The sequence below is a fragment of the Streptococcus sp. HMSC078H03 genome (assembly GCF_001808655.1).
In the GTDB taxonomy this organism is placed as follows: Bacteria; Bacillota; Bacilli; order Lactobacillales; family Streptococcaceae; genus Streptococcus; species Streptococcus salivarius_G.
Genome location: NZ_KV794075.1, coordinates 1 through 23,485, shown reverse-complemented (window position 1 = coordinate 23,485; position 23,485 = coordinate 1). Strand labels below are relative to the sequence as shown.

Annotated in this window: 17 protein-coding genes and 3 pseudogenes; 15 read left to right on the top strand and 5 right to left on the bottom strand. The window is 39.0% G+C overall.

Annotated features, from left to right (window positions below; all coding sequences use genetic code 11):
* Window positions 1–116: 116 nt before the first annotated feature.
* Window positions 117–1,319, bottom strand: a complete 1,203-nt coding sequence (locus HMPREF2607_RS01390) for an IS110 family RNA-guided transposase (protein ID WP_037604220.1) — start codon at window positions 1,317–1,319, stop codon at window positions 117–119.
* Between the two features lie 278 nt (window positions 1,320–1,597).
* Window positions 1,598–1,794: pseudogene (locus tag HMPREF2607_RS10045) on the bottom strand (transposase); the annotation flags it as partial.
* A 32-nt stretch (window positions 1,795–1,826) separates the two neighbouring features.
* Here HMPREF2607_RS10045 and HMPREF2607_RS01380 point away from each other — a divergent pair.
* Together HMPREF2607_RS01380 and HMPREF2607_RS10040 are read left to right on the top strand one after the other, a co-directional pair.
* Complete coding sequence (locus HMPREF2607_RS01380) at window positions 1,827–2,339, top strand: NAD(P)H-dependent oxidoreductase (RefSeq protein ID WP_037600676.1); 513 nt, start codon at window positions 1,827–1,829, stop codon at window positions 2,337–2,339.
* 186 nt (window positions 2,340–2,525) lie between these two features.
* Window positions 2,526–2,624, top strand: a pseudogene (locus tag HMPREF2607_RS10040) (XRE family transcriptional regulator); the annotation flags it as partial.
* 88 nt (window positions 2,625–2,712) lie between these two features.
* On the opposite strand, the gene HMPREF2607_RS01375 reads toward HMPREF2607_RS10040, so the two are convergent.
* The gene (locus HMPREF2607_RS01375; RefSeq protein ID WP_173018693.1) at window positions 2,713–3,015 is read right to left on the bottom strand and encodes a hypothetical protein; all 303 of its coding nucleotides are present in this window, start codon (window positions 3,013–3,015) and stop codon (window positions 2,713–2,715) included.
* A gap of 129 nt (window positions 3,016–3,144) precedes the next feature.
* Here HMPREF2607_RS01375 and HMPREF2607_RS01370 point away from each other — a divergent pair, with 129 nt between their 5' ends.
* The 11 genes and pseudogenes from HMPREF2607_RS01370 (at window position 3,145) to HMPREF2607_RS01320 (ending at window position 18,740) form a co-directional block, all read left to right on the top strand.
* Window positions 3,145–3,663, top strand: coding sequence for an RDD family protein (locus tag HMPREF2607_RS01370; RefSeq protein WP_070475461.1), 519 nt, complete (start codon window positions 3,145–3,147; stop codon window positions 3,661–3,663).
* A 60-nt stretch (window positions 3,664–3,723) separates the two neighbouring features.
* Window positions 3,724–4,167 carry an 8-oxo-dGTP diphosphatase gene (locus HMPREF2607_RS01365; RefSeq protein WP_014634653.1) on the top strand — a complete coding sequence of 148 codons (444 nt, stop codon included), beginning with the start codon at window positions 3,724–3,726 and terminating at the stop codon, window positions 4,165–4,167.
* A 194-nt stretch (window positions 4,168–4,361) separates the two neighbouring features.
* Window positions 4,362–5,711, top strand: a complete 1,350-nt coding sequence (locus HMPREF2607_RS01360) for a DUF262 domain-containing protein (RefSeq protein ID WP_070475459.1) — start codon at window positions 4,362–4,364, stop codon at window positions 5,709–5,711.
* A gap of 4 nt (window positions 5,712–5,715) precedes the next feature.
* Complete coding sequence (locus HMPREF2607_RS01355; protein ID WP_070475457.1) at window positions 5,716–7,548, top strand: GmrSD restriction endonuclease domain-containing protein; 1,833 nt, start codon at window positions 5,716–5,718, stop codon at window positions 7,546–7,548.
* A gap of 178 nt (window positions 7,549–7,726) precedes the next feature.
* Window positions 7,727–8,662 (top strand): annotated as a pseudogene (locus tag HMPREF2607_RS01350) (IS30 family transposase).
* Window positions 8,663–9,104: 442 nt separating this feature from the next.
* Window positions 9,105–13,013, top strand: coding sequence for a GH32 C-terminal domain-containing protein (locus tag HMPREF2607_RS01345; RefSeq protein WP_070475455.1), 3,909 nt, complete (start codon window positions 9,105–9,107; stop codon window positions 13,011–13,013).
* A gap of 262 nt (window positions 13,014–13,275) precedes the next feature.
* The gene (locus HMPREF2607_RS01340; RefSeq protein WP_070475453.1) at window positions 13,276–15,309 is read left to right on the top strand and encodes a BglG family transcription antiterminator; all 2,034 of its coding nucleotides are present in this window, start codon (window positions 13,276–13,278) and stop codon (window positions 15,307–15,309) included.
* 3 nt (window positions 15,310–15,312) lie between these two features.
* Entirely contained in the window at window positions 15,313–15,597 is a 285-nt protein-coding gene (locus HMPREF2607_RS01335) for a PTS sugar transporter subunit IIB (RefSeq protein ID WP_037612076.1), read from the top strand.
* A 12-nt stretch (window positions 15,598–15,609) separates the two neighbouring features.
* Window positions 15,610–16,956, top strand: coding sequence for a PTS ascorbate transporter subunit IIC (locus tag HMPREF2607_RS01330; RefSeq protein WP_070475451.1), 1,347 nt, complete (start codon window positions 15,610–15,612; stop codon window positions 16,954–16,956).
* Between the two features lie 3 nt (window positions 16,957–16,959).
* Window positions 16,960–17,817 (top strand): transketolase, encoded by an 858-nt coding sequence (locus tag HMPREF2607_RS01325; protein ID WP_070475449.1) that lies wholly within the window; start codon window positions 16,960–16,962, stop codon window positions 17,815–17,817.
* The gene (locus HMPREF2607_RS01320) at window positions 17,814–18,740 is read left to right on the top strand and encodes a transketolase family protein (protein ID WP_070475447.1); all 927 of its coding nucleotides are present in this window, start codon (window positions 17,814–17,816) and stop codon (window positions 18,738–18,740) included. The genes HMPREF2607_RS01325 and HMPREF2607_RS01320 overlap by 4 nt, the downstream gene beginning before the upstream one ends.
* 92 nt (window positions 18,741–18,832) lie before the next feature.
* On the opposite strand, the gene sdaAA is transcribed toward HMPREF2607_RS01320, so the two are convergent.
* The gene (gene sdaAA / locus HMPREF2607_RS01315) at window positions 18,833–19,702 is read right to left on the bottom strand and encodes an L-serine ammonia-lyase, iron-sulfur-dependent, subunit alpha (RefSeq protein ID WP_002891209.1); all 870 of its coding nucleotides are present in this window, start codon (window positions 19,700–19,702) and stop codon (window positions 18,833–18,835) included.
* Window positions 19,703–19,714: 12 nt separating this feature from the next.
* A complete protein-coding gene (gene sdaAB, locus HMPREF2607_RS01310) occupies window positions 19,715–20,386 on the bottom strand; it encodes an L-serine ammonia-lyase, iron-sulfur-dependent subunit beta (RefSeq protein WP_002891207.1) in 672 nt (223 codons plus the stop codon).
* A 279-nt stretch (window positions 20,387–20,665) separates the two neighbouring features.
* On the opposite strand from sdaAB, the gene HMPREF2607_RS01305 reads away from it, so the two are divergent.
* Entirely contained in the window at window positions 20,666–21,361 is a 696-nt protein-coding gene (locus tag HMPREF2607_RS01305; protein WP_037600879.1) for a YjjG family noncanonical pyrimidine nucleotidase, read from the top strand.
* A gap of 72 nt (window positions 21,362–21,433) precedes the next feature.
* Window positions 21,434–23,218, top strand: coding sequence for an excinuclease ABC subunit UvrC (gene uvrC, locus HMPREF2607_RS01300; RefSeq protein ID WP_070475445.1), 1,785 nt, complete (start codon window positions 21,434–21,436; stop codon window positions 23,216–23,218).
* The last annotated feature ends 267 nt before the right edge of the window (window positions 23,219–23,485 follow it).

Sequence of the window (23,485 nt, the reverse complement as noted above, 5' to 3'; positions counted from 1 at the left end):
TCTGAGGTTACTGTCTTATTTTTAACCCTTTTTTATCCATAAATGGGCATGCTAAAAAAACACCTCATCTGGTATTTTTTGAAACAAGGTGTTACAATAATACGGCATAGACAGCCTTATCGATTTTGGGTCAAAGAGTAATCGTAAAGTTTGTTATGCGTAATGAGGTAATACATTGTTCGAATGAGACGATGTATAGAGGCAATCGTATGTGGCTTAGTTGAAGCTATTGTCGATTGTCTTTTTCGTTTCTCATAAAAGTCAGCGATATGGCAGGGATTAGTATGACTAGCTGAAGCGATGTTGTGAATGCACTTGAACAAGATTTTTCTGGCATAGGGATTACCTCGTTTAGTGATGTGTTCCTTGGCGAGAAAGTTCCCAGATTCGTAGTGTCTCAGGTCAATGCCAATAAAAGCGTTGATTTGATTGGAAGACTGAAAGCGACGAATATCTCCCAATTCGCCAATGATAGATGTCGCTGTGGTTTCTGCGATGCCAGGAATTGACCGTAAGATGTCATACTCTGGTAAAGGCTGAGCTAGAGCTACCATGTCGTTTAAGACAACTTGTCTGCGTTCAGAAAGACGAAGCAATTCTTGAGCATAGTAACGAACCTCTTCAAGCATCGGAGAGGTATTCTTGACCGCACAAAAAGATTGTTTAGCGAGTTTTATAAGTTTATCAGTCAGGTAAGTAATACGCTTTTCAGAGATGCGTTTGGAGGTGGATTGACGGACAATCTCACACAAGTTACTTTGAGATAGGCTTAATACAAACTCTTTGCATGGAAAAGCCATCACTAGGTTCCAATATTGCTCTCCAGTAGGTGTGGATAATAGAGTTTCCAATTCAGGAAAGGTGACTTGTAGGACCTTGTGCAGACGGTTTTTAGTTCGAACAAGATCTTCTGTCATATTTTGATAGAAACGGCTTAAATCACGTAGGTGTTGATAAACTTCTTCCTGAACGTAAGTTGGTTTACGATTGTGTACAAGCTGAGATTTAGCCAACTTTTCAGCGTCAATTTTATCTGTTTTACGAACTCGCAGACTGTCCAATTGTTTCTTAGCTTCCAGTGGATTTAGCCGTGTGTAAGCGTAACTATATTCCTCGAGAAAGGCTTGAAGACGTCGAGAATAGACACCTGTAGCCTCAAATATAATCTCAGGGTTATGAACAGTTTTCAAGTCCCCCAATAGGCGATTGAAGCCAATGGCATCATTGAGTATGGTGTAGCCATGAACCTTCTCACCGTTGACTAAAATTGCCACCTCAGAACTTGTTTTACTGACATCAATTCCAAATACTGCACGCATGACATTACCTCTTTTGTCTTGAATAATTCCATGTTTTAGTGATTTTATTTTCAATACGCGACGTTTAGCGTCCTACATACTTTGATCAAACTCCACCTAAAACAAGGTGTCTTGCCAGTTTGTCAAGCGACGTCTAGCGCCATAGAGCCCTACGACTTTACAAGACACCACTACTTTAACATAAAGAAAAAGTAGTGAGTACTCTCTCCCGTCGGAGATTTCTTCACTACTAATCTTAGTATGTTTGTCAACTGTAGTGGGTGACGAAAAGCTAACATCTAGAGAGAACCTGATAGGTTTTCTCTTTTTTTATGTTCAGAGTGATGAAAACACGCTTCCTAAAGTTAATAAAGTTTCTAAAACCGAAGCCCAGACGTTTGATGTCTTTGATAAGCTTATTGGTCCCCTCCAATTTTGCATTTGAGTAATGTGTTTCTAGTGCGTTTTTGATGTATGGTTTGTGTCTAAGGAAGGTCAAGCATAATTAAGATAAGAAAGAGAAACGATATGAAAACCACAATTTTTACATTTCACCCTCAATTAAAAACGGGCTCACGCATTAATAAAGAACTGGCAACAGCTGCTGCTGGAGCTGGTTATGACGTGCGAGATATGTACCAACTGTATCCCAATTTTGACATTGATGTCAAAACGGAGCAAAAGATTCTAGAGGTAAGTGATCGCATTGTACTCCAGTTCCCAATTTATTGGTACCAAACGCCAGCCCTCATGAAACAGTGGTTTGACGTTGTTTTTGAATACGGTTGGGCCTATGGTTCGACTGGTACTGCCTTACAAGGCAAGGAAGTCATGTTGGTAGCTAGTTTTGGAGCTGGGCAAGATGACTACACGAGAAACGGCCGCTTCCATGTAACAATTGAAGAGATTTTAAAGCCTATCACTACGATTCAGTATTTGACAGTTCTAACATTTCTGGAACCTCTTATCATAACTGGTACTTTAAACATGGATCAAGAGTTATTATCAAATAAAGTAAATAAATACCTACAAATAATATAAATAAGACATATCAACCCTCTATAAATGGAATATACTTTATTATTTTTCTGTTTCAAACAATAAAGCATCAATCAATATACTTGAATACTAGTGGATATTATTGAGTATATTTCATATTGTCCAATTAGGACAATACATAAAATTTTTCCTGTTTTTCCTCTATACTTTTCCTTAGGAGAAAGATTGATGTACCGACGTTTAAGGGATTTGAGAGAAGACAATGATTTCACTCAAAAATTCGTTGCCGAAAAACTTTCGTTTACTCAACGATATTCAGGAAAGATAAGAAGCATCTGAGGTCAAACTCAGATGCTTCTTTGATAGTTATTACATTTAGAATGAATCATGTTTAAAATGTTGCTGATATATTTGCCTATTCTAAGTTTAAATCTTTTTTCATTTCCATTTTAAGATTTTTGATGAAGACTTGGTCACCGAAGGCTTTGGCTAGTACGGTGGCTGTATGATAGAGCTCTGTTGCTTTATCTTTATTGTTCTCATAGAAGAGATAGTATTTTGCTTCAAAAACTATGATACCTGGTTGATAGGAATGTTGCATACATGAATGCATAATCTTATACAATTTATCTACAACAGATTTCATGTCTTTATAGTCATGATGCATGACGTAAATCCAGATTGCAGTTTTTCTATTGTTGGAATGCTGATTTATCAAGGAAAGCTTGCTATAATAGGAGATGAATAGAAGTTACTTAACGAGATAAAGTTTTTCCTTTTTCTAAATGGTTGGTTTAAGGTTGTCAGTATAGTATAATAATACTAAATGATAAAGTAGGAGAGGACGATGAAGATTTTAGCAATCAATCCTATTTCGTTTAAAAAAAGAATGATTGAATTTCTATTCGATTATCTTTTTATTATAGCTTATTTAGCTCTTCTGTTTTTAGGTTCTATGCTTATATACATTATTTTTTTTAATGGCGTCCCAGAGTTTACAGAAATTCAGTCGCAGTGGCTTGTATTTTTCACCTCTGTTTTGCCAATCACGCTCCTTTTCACATTCTTGGATTATGCAAAAAATGGCAGTTTTGGAAAGGCAAAAGCGGGACTTCAACTGGTCTACCAGAAAAAAACAGTTCAGGCTAGCTTGATCAGAAATACCATTAAATTTTTACCTTGGCAAATAGGTCATATGGGCACGATTCATGGTTTCTATAGTAATTTTGATGTATTGTCCATTATCCTCTCTATTTCGGGGACTCTCCTCGCAGTTTCCTTACTGGCAATGACGATGTTTAGAAAAGATAAGAGACATCTTGGCGACCTGCTAGCACATACGCAAGTGCAACTAAAAGAAGAATAGGGTAGAGATTGTTTATCCTATCCTTAAAGAAAAAGACAAACATAGTTAGGAAGTATTTGTATGAATGAGACTGTTGAGTTTACAAATCTTTGTATGGTAAGAGACGGCGATAGAGTTCTTGTTATTGATCGTAAAAAAAAGGACTGGCCAGGCATAACCTTTCCTGGTGGTCATGTCGAAGCGGGAGAATCATTTACGGAAGCAGTAATCCGTGAAGTGAAGGAAGAAACTGGCTTAAGGATTGCTTCTCCCCGGATTTGTGGAATGAAAGATTGGGTAGAAGACGGCATTCGTTATGTAGTTCTCTTTTATAAGACAGAAAAGTTTGACGGAGAATTAATATCCTCTGAAGAGGGGGAAGTCTGGTGGGAGGACCTGAAAGAATTGCCAAATCTAGACCTCTCTCTAGATATGGAGGATATGCTTCGTATCTTTCTTGAAGAAGACCTGTCTGAATTTTTCTACTACCAAGATGGAGAAGACTGGAAGTACGATTTAAAGTGAATTTGGATACTGATTCTTTTAATAATTAACTTGATAACTTTTTTTAGCAGTTAACCCAATGGTTGGCTGTTTTTCTTTGTCATAAATAAAAAAATAAAAATTCGTCATCAATCCTGAGTTGACTTCTTAAAATGTTATAATGAGTGATATAAAACCGTATTTAAAGAAATTGAAGTAGATAGAGGAGTTGTTCAATGTCAAACTTGAATGAAAATTTGCGCATTGTCAGTGTTAGAGAAATGATGGTAGAAAGGTTAGCGATTCCTAATTATCAGAGACCGTATCGTTGGGGAACACAATCAGCACTTAGACTGATCACAGATACTTATGAGGCGTTTAAGAATAGAATTCCAGAATATCGAATGGGGTCTGTTGTACTCCACAGAGAAAACATAAATGACGCATCTTCTAAACTTAATATTGTCGATGGCCAGCAGCGCTTAACAACTCTTTCTATTCTTTTATTTGTGGTGTATGAGATACTTCAAGAGGCATCATATGCTAATCTTTCATCCTTGCTGAATGAGGAATATAATGAACTATCTAGAGAAGCGATCGTGCATAATTTCCAAATCATCAAGCGCAAGCTAAGAGAGTTTGACGGACAAGAAGTTAAAAAGTATGCTGATTATCTTCTTGATAACTGTTCTTTGGTAAAGATTATCACGAATGATGAGCAGGAAGCTTTTCAATTTTTTGACTCCCAGAATTCTCGTGGGAAGGCTCTTTCACCACACGATTTGTTGAAATCTTATCATTTACGAGAAATGAACGATGAATCTGAAAGTGATAAGATTGAGATCATACAAGCTTGGGAAAATAAAAATCAAAGCGAACTGGAGGATCTCTTTGCAGACAATCTCTTCCCCTTAGTGAGATGGTATAAGAACAAAAATGGCCTTCATTATTCTACTAAAGATATTCAAACTTTTAAGGGAATTAAACCTTCGAACCCCCATCATTTTGCGACTTATGCTAAAGCCTCTCATCTTTATGTGGAACGTTTTAATGCTGACAAAGTGTATGAGCTAACAACTGGAACTCCTTTGAATCAATTCCAGTTAACCCAACCCTTGATTGCGGGAAAGAGATTCTTTTCATACACCTTGCATTATGCCAACCTCTATAGAGAAATTGTGAACTTGGTCGATAGTAGCTTTAATGAAGAAAAGGTCATAAAAAACGGAACTGGTGATCTCTATGTTTATAATCTCTTTATAAATATTTTGATGTTCTATGTCGACAAATTCAGTATGAAGGAATTGACACCTGCAAGATTGTCTTTTCTACATAGATGGGCTTATTCTCTAAGATTGATCATGAAAGCAGTCTATAGAGAATCGGTAAATAAGTACGCACAAGGACAATCAGATCGTATCAATAAGGGATTGAATCTCTTTGCTTTGATTTCTGAAATGCAGGATCCGATAGGGTTGGATACCATTGTTTTAGATATTATCTCAAAGGAAGCTTTCCAGAATTCCAACGTGAATAAAAAACGCTATCAAAAACTCTATGATAAAGTATTTGGAGAGGAGGACTAGTCTAATGAGAAGTGAAAAGTATATTCAACCAGATGAATTGAATGTGGACAATGTTTTTGAAAATGTCAACTATGTCATCCCAATCTATCAACGAAATTACGCATGGAGAAAAGATGAAATTGAGCAATTGCTAATGGATATTGATGATCTTGACGAAACTAATTCAAGTAAATATTACCTTGGCAGTTTAGTGGTCAATCAAGTCCAACCTCGAGTTTACGAAGTAATCGATGGCCAGCAACGCTTAACTACTTTGTTTTTGCTTCTTCGTTATCTGGATCATCCTTCTGTAGAAAGAAATCCTTTGAAATTTGAAGCTAGAGAAAAATCGAACATCACTCTAGGTGAGATCGAAACTGTAATGGATAGTAAAGAGCCTTCTCTTTATTCAGAAGAGTTAGTAGAAGGATATGAAATAATTAAGAAATATTTCCAGAGCAAAAACGCTAATGATGATTATAAAAAACGGTTTAAAGATAAGTTTTCTACTGTAACAATCATCCGAACCCAGGTTCCTCAAAATATCGATTTGAATCACTATTTTGAGATCATGAATACTCGTGGAGAGCAATTGGAGCTCCATGAAATTGTGAAAGCAAAGATTTTGGGTGCTATCAAGTCTGAAAATGGATTCAGTGAAGAGGACAAAAAAGATAAACTAATTGCAGCTACGATTTGGGATGCTTGTGCACAAATGGACAACTATCTTCAGATGGTTCTCCCAGTAAAAATACGTGAAAAACTATTTAGTGCAAATTGGGATATGCTGAGGGTGGCTGACTTCTCAGATCTTCGTGACATTTTTAATGCAGAAAATAACAGTGATGAGACTCAATTTACCTTAAAAACTATCTTGCAAGCGCCGGATCCTACTGTGTCTAATCAAATTGATGATAGGGAAGAAGAAAATGAACGGTTTGAGTCTATCATTAACTTTCCAAATTTTCTTTTGCAGGTCAATGAAGCCATGGAGATGACTGAGACGGATCGTGATAGTGGATTAGATGATAAGCGATTCCTTGACTTATTAAAGGACAGATGGGCTAGTAAAGAAAAGGCCTTGGAGTTTATCTATGCTCTTTTGAAGTATCGGTATCTATTTGATCGTTATATTATTAAAAGAGAATATATCGGTGAATACAAGGTCGAAGGGAAATGGTCTTTACAAAAGCTCGTCATGTATGAGGATAAAAAGGGGAGAAAACCATCCTATAAATCTACTTTAGACTCAATGGATCAAGAAGAAGGAACGGATAATCAACAATTACGACTCCTAGAATCTTGCCTGCGCGTGACCTATACTTCCCCTAAGACCATGCACTGGATTGCTAGAGTCTTGACGAATGTGAATAAAGAGCAAGATGGCAAACTCCTTATCCCTACCTTAGAAAAGTATTGCTGCCAAAAAATTGAATCTTCAGATTATCGAAATCGAAGTGGATTTGGTATCGATCGGATTGTCTTTACTTATTTGGATTATCTGTTGGCGAGGGATAGAGCATCTGAATTTAGCAATTTCCAATTCCAGTTCAGAAATTCTATCGAACATTTCTTCCCTCAGCACCCTATTAACGCTGATAATTCAGTGACTGTTGAAAATAGAGATCTGTTGGGGAATCTTGCTCTCATCACTGTTTCAGCCAATTCAAAGTTTTCGAATCGGTTTCCAATTGAGAAGGTTGAGCATTTTCCAAATATAATAGAGCAAAGTCCCAAGTTGAAGGCGATGAGTGACCTGCTCAAGAAATATGATCGAAAATGGGATAATAACAGTGTCAAAGAGCACAATGCTAGCATGCTCAGTCTATTAGAAACGGAGATAGAAAAGTACAAATAAGTGTTGATCTTTTCAAAATAGTGAAAAGCTAAAAATTATAGGAAAGAAGAAAACTGTAAAGTAGAAATTGCAGTTTTTCTTTTTGATAAATTGTAAAATATAGTGCAACAAAAAAACTCATAGCGTTTCATTGGTGTAAACTGTAAGTAACCACACAAACAGAACCCGAGGAAAAACTATGAGCTACTCCCATCTTACCATAACCGACCGAATAAAGATAGAAACTTACTTGGATTTAGGTTTGAAATCTTGCCAAATTGCAAGTAAACTTGGTGTCCATAAGTGTACCATTTCAAGAGAGTTAAGACGATGCCAAAATGGTTATTCCGCCGTCTGAGCACAGGAACAGTACGACCACAGGGCTAAGCAAAAGGGTCGGAAGTCTTGTTTGACACCAAAGTTGAAAAAGAAAATTGAGAAGGGGTTAAAAGCCTCTTGGTCACCTGAACAGATTTGTGGTCGCTATCAGCTTGAACAAAAGCCAATGGTAGCTTTTAAAACCATCTATAATTGGCTCTATGCTGGTTTGATTGATCTGGATTTAAGCGTCCTGCGCCGAAAGGGAAAAAGTCGACAGCCCAAAGAAACACGTGGGACATTTAGGATTGGCACGTCGATTGCCAAACGTCTTAAAGAGGTCAGGAATCGTGAGACTTTTGGCCACTGGGAGCTCGATACTGTGGTGTCTTCCAGAGGCAAAAGTAAGGGCTGTTTAGCGAACTTTCTAGAGCGAAAAACTCGTTTTTACTTAGCTTTCAAGATACCAGACAGAACAGCCAAATCCATGTTTTCAGCCATCGAACAACTTTGTAAGCTATTTCCAAAAGAGGCTCTTAAAACCTTCACTTCAGACAGGGGAAAAGAGTTTGCCTGCTATCCTCTGGTAGAGAACTTAGGAATTCCCTTTTTCTTTGCGGACGCCTATTCATCCTGGCAGAGAGGAAGCAATGAAAACGCAAATGGCTTACTAAGAGAATATTTCCCAAAGAAAACAGATTTAGCCGCTATCTCTCAGGAGGCTTTGAACAAAGCCTTATATGATATCAATCACAGACCGCGAAAATGTTTAGCTTACAGAACTGCTTGTGAAGCTCTAGAGGATGAGTTTGACTAAATGTTGCACTTATTCTTGCAATTTATCATTTTTAATCGAAAAATGAATCTTTCGGGTGGGTTCTGGATGAAGGAGTGCTAGCCTTTTGATTTTACTGGCTGCTTTTACCTAGCCTTTTGGGATTCTTAGGGATTGCTATTGTAACCATTGGTATTATTGGAAATAGCCTACTAACAGGCTCAGATTTAGCATAAGCAAGAGACTTTCGAATGGCAAATTCGGAAGTTTTTCATTTATATGAAAAATATTACAGAAAAAGATGGCATTTTCAGATTATAGTGCTATAATGATATTAAAAGTAAGCGTTTACCTTTTTAATGTAAACCCTAAAGATATTTCCGGAAACTTTGATAGGCTTATTAATAAAGGCGAATGTATTGACTTTGAATTTTTATGAAAACTGAGTTAACATTTAATGTTGCTCTAAAGAAGGAGAAGAGTCATGAATGATACTGTTTGTAAAAATTGGTTTATGCGTAAAAGTGGGAAGACATGGGTCTATGGCTGTGCCTTGGTAAGTTTTGCAGGCTTGGCCCTGGCTGGTCCTGTATATGCGGACCAAGTGGAACAGGCAACTGTGAGCCCAATACCTCAGGAGGTGGTAGCTCAGACTGATCATCAAGTTGCTCCTCAAGCGGAGCTTGCTCCTAGCACGACCAAAGAAGTCCCCCAAGTGATAGAGCCTAGCCCGTCTCTTGTTTCCGAATCTACTAAAACAGCTCAAGAGAATCCCACTCAGCCTAGTCCTAATCAGCCAAAAGAAGTCCAAACACAGGCTAGTGAGGCTGAGAAAGTACCTAACCAAACGCAAGAAGCTGATTTGAACCAGACTAGTCAAGAAACGCCAGTTGAAACCAATAGTACAAGTCCTGTTCATGTGACAGAAGATAAAACGGATTTGCCTAATAATGAAGCAGTTACCAATCTTGAAGGGATGACCGCAGATCAAAATGGTCACTGGGAAATGAAGGCTGATGGCATTCATTCAGAAGCCAAAGACAAGGGAGACTCTTTCCTTTATTCTAAATCTGAAGGTAAAAATTTTGTTTATTCTACGGATGTGACCTTCAAGGAAGTTGGTGGTGCAGCTGCCCTCATTTTCCGTGGCAACAATGATAGCAGTGACAAAAATATGTACGGGGTCAATGTGGACTCTGGGAACCATAAGGTTAAGTTTTGGCGTTGGGTCAATAATCAGGATATTCAACTTGTAGATGAAAAAGATGTGACACCAACTGCTGATGAAACCTATAATCTTAGAGTAGTTGCGGCTAATCAATGGCTATCTTACTATGTCAATGATGTGCTTGTCGCAAGTACAGGCGATTCTGTTCTTCAAAAAAGTGACAAGGGCCAACCTCAAGTTCTTCCAGAAGGTTATTTTGGACTTCTTAATTGGAATGCCAATGTTATTTTCAAAAACACCCGTTATGTCAATCTTGACGATGAGAGTCTTCCTTTGATTGACAATCTCGTAGTGACTTCAAAGACAGGTTCCGTTGAAAAACAAGCCCAATTCTTCTCCGAAGAACCGCTTCATATTCAATATGTGGGACACAATGCTGAGACAGTAGGCTTTGACATCACTAAGCATAATCCAAATGCTGTCATTAAGGTTGAAGATGCCAAGGGAAATGTTTACACAGATATTTCTCAATTGCCAGTGGCTGTCGATGCCAATTACTTTACCATTGAAAGTAGTGTGACCGATTCGCTTGGCCGTCCTGTGACCTTGACCTACCGTGTCAATATCCATCGCAGGCAGAGTGATGATGTCTATTACAACGAGCTTTACCGTGATCAGTATCATTATTCTGTTAAGGATGGCTGGGCTAATGACCCTAATGGCTTGGTCTTCTACAAGGGACGTTATCATCTCTTCTATCAATTTTACGATGATACCAAATGGGGTCCAATGCACTGGGCCCATGCGACTAGTCGAGATTTGCTTCATTGGGATGAGGAGCCGATAGCCTTCTATCCAGATGCAACAGGTCACATGTTCTCAGGCTCTGTCGTGGTTGATAGTACCAATAGCTCAGGCCTCTTCAAATCTTCGGAGGGTGGTCTGGTAGCTATTATCACTTCGAATGGTAATGGGCAACGGATTGAAATCGCCTATAGTGAGGACGAGGGTAGAACTTGGCAGAAATATGACAAGGTGGTTGCTGACTGGTCTCAAGATCCTCTTCAAAACCAAGATTTCCGTGACCCTAAGGTCTTTCGCTGGGATAACCAATGGTTTATGGTCCTTGCTGGTGGTCCACTCCGCATTTATTCCTCACCAGATTTGAAGAACTGGCAGGTTGAAACAACCTATAAGGATTTGCATACAGAATGTCCTGACCTCTATCCAATTGTGGCCAATGATGGGGCACTCAAGTGGGTTCTCTCACGTGGTGGTCGTTCTTACAAGGTTGGAGACTTTAAACAAGTGGATGGTAAGTGGGCCTTTGTAGCTGATGAAGTTTACCAAGACCATGATGAAATCATGAATTTTGGTAAGGATTCCTATGCTGCCATGACTTATTATGTGCATGATTTTGGGACAGCTGACCATCCAAACATCCCTCAATTGACTGAAATCAACTGGATGAACACTTGGGAAGATTATTGCAATCTGGTTGCAGATACTGTTGGTCAAAAATTTAATGGTACCTTTAACCTTAACCTTGACCTTGGTTTGGTTAAATCAGGCGACCGTTACCTCTTAACACAAACACCTGTTAAGGCCTATGAAAGCCTTCGTGATACAGATAATGCCCAGTATTTTGAAAATGTTAGAGTAGCTTCTGACAATGAACTGCTTAAAGATTTCTCAGGTGACACTTATGAAGTGGTTTCTCACTTTGTACCAGGTAAGGACACGACAGCAGTTGGATTTAACCTTCGCGTTGGCGATGGTCAAGCTACAAAGGTCGTTTACGATTTAACCAAGGAAACTTTGTCTATTGACCGTAGCCAATCTGGTACAATCCTTTCAGATGCCTTTGCTAAGGTGAATAGCCAACAAGTGACTCGCAATGAAGATGGTTCTATTGACTTGCATCTTTATGTGGACCGTGCGAGTGTGGAAGTCTTTGCTAAGGGTAATACGGTGGCAGGTGCTAACCAGATTTTCCCAAGTCCAAGAGCCGTTGGAGCAAGTGTCTTGGTTGAAGGTGGTCCAGCTAAAGCAAACATTGCTATTTATCCAATTAAGAGTACTTGGACTGACAAGAAGGAAGTCACTAAGGCCGTTGCCATGAACACCATAGTTGCAGGTGACTTGACCCTCGAAGTTGGTCAAAGTAAGGACTTGCAGGTTTACCTGGCACCAGCTTCTGAAGAGCAAGATGTGAGTTGGACAGTTAGTGATCCAAGTTTGGTGACATTCACTGAACATGACAATAAACTTTCTCTCAAAGCTCTTCATAAAGGTCATCTCACTGTCACAGCAACCTCAGTTGAAAATCCTTCATTGAGTAAGACTTTTAAGATTGCCATCACTCTCAATAATTTTGCGACCAACCTTAAAGGTTTGAAAGCTGTCACTGGTAATTGGTATATTGATGACGATACCCTTTACGACAGCAATGTCAGTGCCAATGACTTCTTCATGGCCTATGAAAGTAATGGCTTCAAGCAATTTGACTATGATATCGATGTCAAATACCAACATGGTTTGGTCAACCTCTTTGTAGCTGCGGAACGTGAAGAACCAGGTCGTGCCTACTCTGTCCAATTTGCTGACAATGATACTGTTCGTCTCTTCCGTTTTGGAGGTGAAACCATCGCTGAAGCTCATTTGGATAAGGCCATCAATGACGGTCAGTACCACCATGTCAAGGTTGAAAAGGGCAAGGACACCATGACAGTCTATGTCGATGGTAAGGAAGTGCTCCATCATCAATTTGATGCTGTGGATAATTACTTCAATCAAGCCCATGTAGGTGTCGGTCTTTGGGATGGAGCAGTAGAATTCAAAAACTTCTTCGTAACTGAAAAAATGACAAACACAAGCAGTGACACTACTGACGAACCAATCAAACCTGATCCTCAGCCAGAACCAAGTCCAGAGCCAAATCCGGAAAATAAACCAGTTGAACCTGAGCATCAGCCTGAGGTTGCTCCAGAGCCTGAACCAACTGGGCAAAATAATGGTCACGACAGTACAAACACAGTGCCAGATTCATCTCAGGATAATACTGGTAAGCAAGAAGAAAGTAACACTCCAGTGGAAACACCTAAGACTGTCGCTCCACTTGTTGAGAATCTCCTCAAAAAATTCAACGCATTTAGTCTCTCAACCTTCCTTGCAAGTATTGCCAAAGAAACATGGCACTTTTTGACAAAATGGCTATTCAGCTAAAATCAAAACGTTGAAAAGGCTATGTAAGAAGAAAAAAACTTAGAAGTATGAAAGCTTCTAAGTTTTTTTGTTAAGAAATATTTCTGAGAGGAATTTAGTTTCTTTTCAAAAGTTTCGATTCTGTAAGTTGCTTTATTTTACATTCTATTAGAATATTATCTTGGGTACAATCTACAGAGTTTTTACAGTACTCTAAATTGTGCCCTAATTAGCTTTATAATCTGAAAGCGGTATCATATAATTTAAGTAGAAAGGTTAAAAAATGATTGATCATAAAATTATAGTAGTCTTGATAACCTTGTTGGCTAATCAGAATCTTTCTTTGTATGAGTTATCTGTAAAGACTCGATTTTCTATAAAAGATGTTAGAGATTGTATCGATCAATTAACTATCTATCTCTCTAATCGTGAAATTAAAATTGAACAAGATAAAGGGAGGTATTATGTTACAGGTATACTCGACAGAAAAAATATAACGACATTAATTGGTTCTGAAGAATTACAGCTTCCAAAAAGGATTCGTTTACATTTAATTTACCTTTACACTTTTTGTCGTACTGATTTTGTTTCGAATTGGCACTATCAAGATTTTTTAAAGGTTAGTAAGAATACCACTTTGTCTGATATTCGTTCTTTGAGAAAGAATCTGCAAACTTATCACTTGGATATAGAATATTCTAGATCTCAAGGATACATTATACTTGGTGATGAAAAACAGAAACATTTGATGGCTTTTAAAGTCGTTAATGAGTTACTAAACTCTCCTGTCGGACTTTGGGGACTTGAATATGTTATTTCTGCTTGGCCTCATGGCATTACCTTTGAGATTTTAAATAAACTTGTTCAGGATTATTCAAAAAATTTGCACCTTACGCCAATTTCCGATAAGTTACAAGAATGTTTGTATGGAATAACGCTTATTATATGTCGTTATCAAAGGAAAGTTTCCAGAGTAGTTTCAGAGGAGATAGAGGTTCCTTCTCAGATACGTAATTTGGCAGATATTTTATTGGATAATGCTTATGATTTAGGGGGATTTGATAGTAATTTTACTCGATCAGATCGCCAATATATAGCTGGGCTCTTATCTAGTGGTTTTGAAGGAAATACCTCTGTTGATTTTTCTTATTTCAAAACTTTAACTGATCAAATTGTAGAAAAAATGGAAAGTATTTCACTCTTACAATTTTCTCAGCAAGGCACGCTCAAAGAAAATTTGATTAAGCATTTGATTCCAGTTTACTATCGCTTAAAATTTGGTCTTCCTAGTTCAAATGATTATACAGATAGAATAAAAGAACAGCATCCAGATTTATTTGAATTTGTTAAGGAATCCTTAGAGCCATTGTCAAAGGTTGTAGGCTTACCTATTCCAGATAGTGAAATAGCATACTTTGTCGTTCATTTTGGTGGTTATCTTAAGAAGAATGAGACGTCGACTAGAAAAAACTACAGAGCGGTTATTGTTTGTCCGAATGGTACGAGTTCTTCACTAATGATAAAGGAAAATCTACGCATTTTATTTCCTCAGGTTAGCTTTATCGGAGTCACTCGAGTAGATCGTTTGCACGAGTTTAAGGATGATGAATTCGATTTAGTATTTTCAACAGTCAAGGTTGAGACTCAAAAACCTCAGTATTTAGTATCAGTAATGATGTCTGTTGAGCAATCTTCACAATTAGTGCAATTAGTCTCAAAAGATTTTCCAGAAATGGATCCTAAAGATATTGAGCTAGAGAGATTGCTTGAGTTGATTAAGCGATTTGCTTCAGTATCACAAGAATCAGAATTACGCATTGCTCTGAAAAATTTTATATACGAAGAAATGCAGAGAAAGGAAGTGTTACCTTTGTTACAAGATTTAATTACAGAAAAAATGTTTCAAAGAAGTTCAGAAAAAATGGGGTGGAAGGATGCTATTCGAAAAGCATCTCAACCAATGCTAGAAAGTGGTCAAATTACTGCCAACTACCCAGAAGCAATGATTGGAAAGGTCGAGGAATTTGGACCTTTCATAAATTTAGGAAAGGGGATTGCGATTCCTCATGCTAGACCTGAAGATGGTGTTAATGAAGTGGGGATGTCTATGCTGGTTTTAGACCATCCAATTTATCTTCTGGATGATCCAGCACAAGAAATTCGTTTATTAATTTGTATTGCTGCTGTCGATAATCAGACTCACCTAAAAGCATTAAAACATCTTACGATGATTTTACGTGATAATGCGAAGGTTGAAAGATTGTTAACAGCTCAAGAGTTTAATGATATCAAAGAAATTATTCAACAGGAGGATTAAATTATGTTGAGAATTGGTACAGCGTGTGGTTCAGGATTAGGTTCTAGCTTTATGGTTCAAATGAATATTGAATCTATTCTTAGCGAACTAGGAGTGACTGGTGTTGAGGTTGAACACTATGATCTAGGTGGAGCAGATCCAAGTGCTGCGGATATTTGGATTGTTGGACGTGACTTGGAAGATTCAGCAGGACACCTAGGTGATGTAAGGGTACTAAATAGCATTATCGATATGGATGAGCTGAAAGAATTAGTAACTAAAATTTGTGAAGAAAAGGGTCTTATTTAGGAGGTTCTATCAATGATTAAGTTCTTATTAGATATTGTAAGTACACCAGCCATATTGGTGGCTTTGATTGCTATTCTAGGTTTGGTGCTTCAAAAGAAAGCAATACCAGATATTATTAAGGGTGGTATTAAAACATTTGTAGGTTTTCTAGTTGTATCAGGTGGTGCTGGAATTATTCAAAGTTCTTTGAATCCATTTGGAACAATGTTTGAAAAAGCATTCCATCTATCTGGTGTTGTACCGAATAATGAAGCGATTGTGGCGGTTGCTTTGACAACTTATGGTTCAGCTACAGCTATGATTATGTTTGCAGGTATGGTCTTCAATATCCTTATTGCTAGATTTACTCGTTTTAAATATATCTTTTTGACAGGTCACCATACATTGTATATGGCATGTATGATTGCTGTAATCCTATCAGTTGCTGGATTTACTAACTTACCATTGATTTTATTGGGTGGTCTAGCTTTAGGTATTATCATGAGTCTATCGCCAGCTTTCGTTCAGAAATACATGGTTCAATTAACTGGTAATGATAAAGTTGCCCTAGGTCACTTTAGTTCATTGGGATATTGGTTAAGTGGATTTGTTGGTGGTCTTGTTGGGGATAAATCAAAATCAGCAGAGGATATAAAATTCCCAAAAAGTTTAGCATTCTTACGTGATAGTACTGTAAGTATTACAATTTCAATGTCAATTATCTATCTAATCGTTGCCATTTTTGCAGGTTCAGGTTACATTGAAAAAGAATTGAGTAGCGGTACTAGTGGTTTAGTTTATGCCCTTCAATTGGCTGGACAATTTGCTGCTGGGGTCTTTGTCATCCTAGCTGGTGTTCGTTTAATTTTAGGTGAAATCGTACCTGCCTTTAAAGGAATTTCTGAACGCTTGGTTCCAAATTCTAAACCAGCTCTTGATTGTCCGATTGTTTATCCATACGCTCCAAATGCTGTCTTAATTGGTTTTATCTCTAGTTTCGCTGGTGGTTTGGTAAGTATGGCCCTTATGATTGCTACTGGATCTGTTGTCATTTTGCCAGGTGTTGTTCCTCATTTCTTCTGTGGAGCAACTGCAGGGGTTATTGGTAATGCCTCAGGTGGTGTTCGTGGAGCAACAATTGGTGCCTTTTTACAAGGTGTTCTGATTAGCTTCTTGCCAGTATTCTTGATGCCGGTTCTTGGTTCTCTTGGATTCCAAGGTTCTACCTTCTCAGATGCAGACTTTGGTTTGTCAGGAATTATTCTTGGTGTTCTTAACCAAGTTGGCTCACAAGCTGGTATCATTATTGGTCTTATCGTTGTCCTTGCAGCTATGGTTGGCATTTCTCTCGTTCATAAAGCACCTGCTAAGGAGGAGTAAGCTATGGCCCTAAGTCCAAAAGAGGTACATGAATTAAAATCTTTTGCTACTGAAATTAGATTAAATACACTGGAAACCTTGAATCATTTAGGATTTGGACATTATGGCGGAAGTCTATCTGTCGTTGAAATACTTGCCGTTTTATATGGAAAAGTGATGAATATGACTCCAGAGCTATTTAAGGAGAAGAATCGAGATTACTTCGTCTTATCTAAAGGCCATGCAGGTCCTGCTCTATATAGTACCCTTTATTTAAAAGGATTTTTTGATAAAGACTTTCTCCACTCTTTAAATACTAATGGTACACGGCTTCCGTCACATCCAGATAGAAATCTAACTCCAGGAGTTGATATGACGACAGGCTCTTTGGGTCAAGGAATTAGTGTTGCTACTGGAATAGCTTATGGACAAATTATAAATGATTCTCTACATTTTACTTATACAATAGTTGGTGATGGTGAATTAAATGAGGGCCAATGTTGGGAAGCAATTCAATTTGCAGCACATCATAAATTGAGAAATCTGATCGTATTTGTAGATGATAATAAAAAGCAACTTGATGGGACGACAGAGGAAGTTTGCAATCCTGGTGACTTTGTTGAGAAGTTTAAAGCCTTTGGATTTGAGGCACTTCGTGTAGATGGCTCGGATATTAAGGGAATTTACGATACGATTATTGAATTGCAATCTTCGACATCTAACCAACCAAAATGTATTGTCCTAGATACTGTGAAAGGACAAGGAATTCCTGAGCTTGAAACTATGACCGCTAATCATCATTTACGCCCTTCAGATGAACAAAGAGCAATGTTAGAAAAAGCAGTGTTTGACTTGCGTAAGCAGCTGGAGGATATGGTATGAAAAGAGAAGCAAAAGAAATGCGTCTAGTGTACAGAGATTTCCTACTTGATGTTAATAAAAGTCATCCGGAAGTTGTTGCATTAGAAGCGGATCTATCGAGTTCAATGGGAACAAATAATTTAGGGAAAGCATTTGGCATGCGATACATTAATGGTGGAATCATGGAATCAGAGATGGTCGGCCTTGCTGCTGGTTTATCTATCCAAGGGTTTAAACCTTATTTCCATACGTTTGGACCATTTGCTTCAAGGAGAGTATTTGACCAGTTGTTTATCTCACTTGGCTATGCTCAATTAAGTGCAACTGTTATTGGATCAGATGCCGGTGTTAGTGCTGAGATGAATGGTGGAACCCATATGCCTTTTGAGGAACTTGGTCTTCTTCGATTAGTTCCTAATGCTACCGTTTTTGAAGTGAGTGATGATGTGCAATTTGAATCAGTATTGCAGCAGACTTTACAATTGAGTGGCTTAAAATATATTAGAACTATTCGGAAAAAACCAGTTCCCCTATATAATGGAGATGAAGATTTCTCTAAAGGATATATAGAGCTTAAACGAGGAAACGACCTCACTTTGGTTTGTTCTGGAATAATGGTTGCATCTTGTTTAGAAGTAGCGAATTCTTTGGAAAAAGAAGGTTATTCGGTTGGTGTCATTGATCTCTTTCGTGTTAAACCTATTCATCCTGAAGTGGAAACTTTGCTGTCAGATAAACCAGTACTAACTGTTGAAAATCATAATGTTATAGGTGGTTTAGGTAGTGCAATCTGTGAAATGATGGCGACCAAAGTCAATACGCCAGTTTACCGACTTGGTATAAAAGAACGTTTTGGCCAAGTAGGACAACAAGATTATCTTCTTAAGGAATATGGTTTAGATAAAAATAGTATCAGACGAGAAATCCAACAGATTCTATCTTAAGTTTAGACATATCTGAAAAAAGGCAAACATCTTTCAGTAGATGTTTGCCTTTTATAGTTTTGAATTAGTAATTCACGGATGTCGACTGATTCTCACCCAAAAATTTCTTTTGCGAGTGCTTTTCCTTTCGGAGTTGCTGCTAAGCCACCTTCAGCAGTTTCACGGAAGGCAGTTGGCATAGCTGAACCAACCTGATACATAGCATCAACGACCTGGTCGACTGGAATGGCTGATGTGATGCCTGCCAAGGCCATGTCAGCAGCTACTAGGGCAAAGCTTGCCCCCATAGCATTACGTTTGACACATGGGACCTCAACCAATCCGGCTACAGGGTCGCAAATGAGTCCCAACATATTCTTAAGCACAAAGCAGATGGCCTGGCTGGCTTGGAAAGGTGTTCCACCAGCAGCTATTGTAATAGCGGCAGCAGCCATAGCAGAGGCGGAACCGACTTCGGCTTGGCAGCCTCCCTCGGCACCAGAAATCGAGGCATTATTTGCGATGACTAGACCAAATGCACCCGCAGTGAAGAGAAAGTCCAATTGTTGTGATTCAGTTAAGCCCAGTTTTTCGATAGCAGTTGTAAGAACAGCAGGCAGACAACCAGCTGATCCAGCAGTTGGTGTAGCACAAACCAAGCCCATCTTGGCGTTAGATTCATTGACGGCCATGGCATTTCTAGCAGCACCCAGAACAGCAGAATCAGCCAGGGTCTTTCCATTTTTGATATAGGCATCCAGTTTGGCAGCGTCTCCCCCGGTTAAACCAGTTGGTGATTTCTCAGGGGATAAACCAGCCTGAACAGACTCTTTCATCACTTCGAGATTTCGAGCCATCAGAGCTAGGATTTCAGGGCGTTCCCGTCCAGTTAGTTCTGTCTCTGTAGCAATCATGAGCTCGGCGATATTACCTTGGTAATCTCGGTCAGCTTGTTGAACTAATTCTTCAATAGTGTAAAACATGCAATCCCCCTCTTAGCTGAAAAAGTTGACATTATGTAGATGAGGAATTCTAGCGATTTCAGTGACGGCCTCATCACACTGGTGCGAGTCAATTTCAATAATCATAATGGCCTTTTCACCCGCATTTTCCCGAGTAACAGTCATCTGGGCGATGTTGATGCCATAACGCGACAAAATATCTGTGACAAGGGCAATCATTCCTGGAACGTCTTGGTGGACAATGATAAGAGTCGGTGTATTCATCTTGAGATTGACCGCAAAACCATTGAGTTCAGTTACTTGGATATTTCCTCCACCGATAGAAACACCTGTGGCAGAAATGGTTTTTTTATCATTTTTTAAGGTAATACGAGTCGTATTGGGATGTGGCGCATTACTATCCTTGTTGATTTTCCAGTAGACCTTAATGCCTTTTTCGTATGCGATATCCAGAGCGCGTGGAATGTCAGGGTCGTCCGTTTCCATACCTAAAATACCAGCCACTAGAGCCACATCAGTCCCATGACCTCGATAGGTTTTGGCAAAGGAATTAAAAAGTTGAAATTCTACCTCAGTCGGTGTTTCACCAAAGATGGCAGAAACAATCTTTCCAATACGAACAGCTCCTGCAGTATGACTAGAGGAAGGCCCGACCATGACAGGTCCAATGATGTCAAAAACGGATTGAAATTTTAAATTTTTCATAACACGCCTCGTTTGATTAATCTTGTATTTTCAGTATACCACGAATTAGAGAGATTCGCTGTTTAAGTAAAAATCTATAGGAATAGTAAAAAAACAACCGACTTTAAGTTTTCTTTAAGGTTCAATGGATATAATAGCAGTCTATTAAGTAAGCAATACTTATTTTTCATAAATCTGAGAGGGCGGCCTGCGGGTCGCCCTTTTGTGTTTCTTTCTTTATATGTAGCTGGATTGTGGTAAAATAGAGCCTAAAGATTTTCCAGTTAGAAAGGATATACCATGACCTACACCCATTTACTTTTCGACCTTGACCACACCCTCCTAGATTTTGACCGTGCTGAAGATTTGGCTTTGACCTACCTTCTTGAAGAGGCTGGGGTGGCTTCACGAGATCTTAAAGTTTACAAGGATCACTATATTCCCATGAACCGTTCCATGTGGGAAGATCTTAATCATGGTTTAATCACTAAGCCTGAGTTGCTTCGCACGCGCTTTTCTCGTCTTTTTGAGCATTTTGGACAGGAGGTTGATGGCAGTCACTTAGCTGGCCGTTACCAACATTTCTTGAGCCAACAGGGGCAGGAGTTGCCTCAGGCCCATGCCTTCTTATCGAACGTTAAAGACCGAGGCCACAAGATTTATGCAGCCACTAATGGTGTTAGCTACATTCAACGCGGCCGTCTGCAAGCCTCAAGCATCTTGCCATTCTTCGACGATATTTTCATTTCAGATGAAGTGGGTGCCCACAAACCGTCTACGGACTTTTTTGAAAAAATTGCGGATCAGGTACATGACTTTCACCTTGCTTCAGCCCTCATGATTGGTGATAGTCTAACTGCCGATATCCAAGGTGGTAATAATGCAGGAATTGACAGCATTTGGTTTAATCCCAAAGGTTTGGTTAATGAGACTCCAGCTGTTCCAACCTATCAAGTCAAAAACTACCAAGAAATCTTGACGATTTTGAGCAAATAGGCCACTTTTCAAAATTGTATTCACCCATGACTATTAAGAGCTTTTCAGCTCTTTTTTTGCTACAATGAAAGCATGAATGATCTGATTAAACATAAGCTGGAACTGCTCCCAAACAATCCTGGGTGCTATCTCCACAAGGACAAATTCGGCAATATTATCTATGTCGGTAAGGCTAAAAATCTGAAAAATCGTGTGCGTAGCTATTTTCGTGGAAGTCATGATACCAAGACAGAGCTTTTGGTATCTGAGATTGCAGACTTTGAATTTATCGTAACCGAGTCTAATATCGAGGCCCTGCTTTTGGAAATTAATCTTATCCAAGAGAATATGCCCAAATTCAACATCCGCCTCAAGGACGACAAGTCTTACCCATTTATCAAGATTACTAAGGAGCTTTATCCAAGGCTCTTGATTACCCGCCAGGTTAAGAAGGATGGCGGTCTCTATTTTGGTCCTTACCCAGACTCTGGTGCGGCCAATGAAATCAAGAAGCTGTTGGACCGTATTTTCCCCTTTAAGAAATGTAAAAATCCCGCCAACAAGGTCTGTTTCTATTACCATATTGGCCAATGTAATGCCCATACCATCTGTCACACCACTGAGGACTATTGGCAAGGTTTGGTTGAGGATGTTAAGAATTTCCTAAACGGTCATGATGATAAAATCATTAATCAGCTTAAGGCCAAGATGAAGGATATGTCTGACCAGATGGAATTTGAGCGTGCTGCGGAGTATCGTGATTTGATTGAGGCAGTATCAACGCTGAGGACCAAGCAAAGGGTTATCCGTCAGGACATGCAGGACCGTGATATCTTCGGTTACTACGTGGACAAGGGGTGGATGTGTGTTCAGGTTTTCTTTGTTCGTCAAGGAAAACTCATTCAGCGTGATGTCAATATGTTCCCTTATTATAATGATGCTGAGGAAGATTTTCTAACCTATATGGGTCAGTTTTATCTGGATAGTCGTCATCTCAAGCCTAGGGAGATTTTCATTCCAGGAGACATTGATCAAGAGTCTGTTGAAGCTCTAGTTGGAGATGAGGTCAAGGTCTTTAAACCTCAACGTGGCGAGAAGAAGCAGTTGGTTAATCTGGCGACAAAAAATGCCCGTGTCAGTCTGACCCAAAAATTTGATCTCCTTGAAAAAGATATAGCCAAGACTCAAGGAGCCATTGAAAATCTAGGAAAACTCATGGGAATTCCGATACCTGTTCGCATCGAGTCCTTCGATAACTCTAACATCATGGGAACGAGTCCTGTATCCGCTATGGTTGTCTTTGAGAATGGGAAACCCAATAAAAAAGAGTACCGCAAATACAAGATTAAGACGGTTGAAGGACCTGACGATTATGCCAGCATGCGTGAGGTCATTCGTCGCCGTTATAGTCGTGTCAAACGCGATGGGCTAACGCCACCAGACCTTATTATCATGGATGGTGGTCAAGGGCAGGTTAATGTGGCCAAGGATGTCCTGCGTAATGAATTGAATCTCTCGATCCCAGTTGCGGGGCTTCAGAAAAATGATAAGCACCAAACCAACGAATTGCTCTTTGGTGACCCCTTGCAAGTCATTGATTTGCCACGTCAATCCGAGGAATTTTTCCTTCTTCACCGTATTCAAGATGAAGTTCACCGTTTTGCTATCACCTTCCATCGTCAAGTTCGTAGTAAAAATAGTTTCAGCTCCAAACTTGATGGCGTGGAGGGGCTTGGACCTAAGCGCAAACAAAAACTTCTCAAACACTTCAAGTCTATGACAGCTATCCAAAAAGCTACCGTTGAGGATATCCAAGCACTTGGCATTCCAGAAAAAGTAGCAGAGGCTCTGTTAGATAAATTAAATGATAACAATTAAGTTAGACTTTTCAAGTAACTCAGAAAAACTTGGTAGGGTGATTGATAATTCAATGATTTCCTAGGAATTCTATTTCTTGAGAGTGGGACAGAAATCGGTAATTCGTTAGAATTCGATTTCGTCGTCCCACCTCCGCACAGTTGAGTAGGGCAGTAAAAGCTGATGAAATCAGCGTAGTAGAGCCCACTCAACCACTGCGTCTTGCTCGACAATCCAAAAACAATAAAGAGGCTAGGACTTTTGTCCCAGCCTCATAATTTTGAGAAA